We start from the raw sequence: 2,175 nt of genomic DNA on the forward strand, positions 1-2,175 counted from the left end.
GGTCTGTTATGAGCGGCGGCAGCTGGGCTGGTAAAATTGCGGGTACAACGCCACCAAGTTTCTCTCCGCAAAACAAAGAGTTCTTTCAAAAGAACATGGGTGGAAACTGGGCAAATATTGTAGAGATTGACTATGATAAATTAAATCGCGGTATTGGTCTTGCGACGTACTTAGATCAAAGTGTAACGAAATCAGCTCGTCCTGGTCTGATTCGCGTTAACTTACCAGATAAAGATGTAAAAGGTATTCAGCCTGCATTCGGTAAGAACTATTACTATAGTACAAAAGGCGATGATATTCATACAACATTAGAAACACCAGTGTTTGATTTAACAAATGCAAAAAATGTGAAATTTGATTACAAAACATTGTATGAGATTGAAACAGGTTATGACTTCCTAGAAGTACATGCAGTGACAGAAGATAATAAGAAAACGTTAGTGGATCGAATTGGCGAAAAGAATGTGAAAAATGGTCTAGACACAACGGATGGTAAATGGGTAGATAAGTCATATGACTTAAGTCAATTTAAAGGTCAAAAAATAAAACTAGTATTCGAATACATTACAGATGCTGGTTTTGCAGGGAACGGTTTTACTCTGGATAACGCTACATTAACTGTAGATGGAAATGTTGTGTTCTCTGATGATGCAGAAGGCGAAGCGAAATTAAAATTAAATGGTTTCGTTACAGCAAACGGTTTTGATAAGAAGAAACATAACTACTATTTAGAGTGGAGAAACTACGCTGGTGCTGATCAAGCGTTAAAATATAGCAGTGGTGTACCTTATAATACAGGTCTTGTTGTATGGTATGCAGACTCTAGCTTTACAGATAATTGGGTTGGTATGCATCCAGGCGAAGGTTTCTTAGGGGTTGTTGACTCTCACCCAGAGGAAATTATTGGAACGCTAAACGGCAAACCAACTGTTCAAAATAGTACACGATACCAAATCGCAGATGCTGCGTTCTCCTTTAACCAAACGCCAGCATGGAAAGTTGTATCTCCAACACGCGGAACATATGATTACAAAGGGTTACCAGGTGTAACGAAGTTTGATGATTCTAAATCGTATATGAACGATTTAATCCCAGATGCAGGACGTAAATTACCGAAGCTTGGATTGAAATTTGAAGTAGTTGGGCAAGCAGATGATAATACTGCAGGTGCAGTTCGTTTATATCGTTAATAATGGAGAAGCTGTTGAAGGGGATTCCTTTCAACAGCTTTTTTCATAGGAACATAAATTTCAAGTTATTAATAAAAATAATAGTAACTACTCAGCCATACATTTCATTTAGAAGTTTGTTGGTATTTAAAGTATGTTTCTATGCAGGCAAGCTTATTTCTTTAAACCAGCCGCATAAAAAGGTCCATGAACTGCGATTGTTGACAAAATACGAGCAATTTCCTCCGGTTTTTCTTTTTGTCCATTATTTARCCATTGTTGRATGACRCCTATATGAGCAGATGCCATATAAGAAGCTAAGTATTGGCTTGGRACAAGTAAATTCTCCTTATTAATGAGAGSACCATTCGTATCTTCAAATAGTGTTTTCCACATAAAGTCTTTCAATTTTGTTTGGAAAGATAAATCTCCTTTTGGGCTTAGTACAGCTTTCATAAAATCACTATTTTCATTTAGAAATTCAAGGATAGAAGTGATAAGTACAAATGGCGTTGTCGGAGAAGGATTTGATCCAAGTTCAGCAATAACTTCCGGAAATTTCTGTTTGGCAATGCTGGAAAACTCATGCATAATTTCTTCCTGGCATTTTGTCATTAAATCAAATTTATCTTGATAGTGTGCATAAAAAGTACCACGGTTTATGTTTGCTTTCATAGTAATATCTTTCACTGTAATGGCTTCAAAACCTTTTTCCTCAATTAACTCCACCAATGCATTTCGTATGGCAGTTTTCGTACGAATAACACGTAAATCTAAATTACTATCGCGCAAAGCATGTCCCTCCTTAATTTTTTCCAACACATTTAAAGAAAGTGTCTTATAACCGACACATTCACGATTTTTGATTATTGTATAAGATTTAACTTAAACATATAATTCAAAATATAAATAAACAACACGTTGTTGGTTATTATAAATCAAATTAAAGGAGGATAAAAGAAAATGTTAAAAAACAAACTTTTATTGTTATCGCCAGTTATTGCAC

At 35.5% G+C, this 2,175-nt stretch carries 2 protein-coding genes; one reads left to right on the forward strand and one right to left on the reverse strand.

The annotated features are described in order from the left end of the window. On the forward strand, window positions 1-1,190 hold a 1,190-nt coding region (locus AC1DJR_RS27485; protein WP_477003990.1), incomplete at its 5' end, for an immune inhibitor A domain-containing protein. A gap of 153 nt (window positions 1,191-1,343) precedes the next feature. Here AC1DJR_RS27485 and AC1DJR_RS27490 read toward each other — a convergent pair. Then, complete coding sequence (locus AC1DJR_RS27490) at window positions 1,344-1,961, reverse strand: TetR/AcrR family transcriptional regulator (RefSeq protein WP_477003991.1); 618 nt, start codon at window positions 1,959-1,961, stop codon at window positions 1,344-1,346. Between the last annotated feature and the right edge of the window lie 214 nt (window positions 1,962-2,175).

This window comes from Bacillus sp. 05T31 (assembly GCF_056396725.1).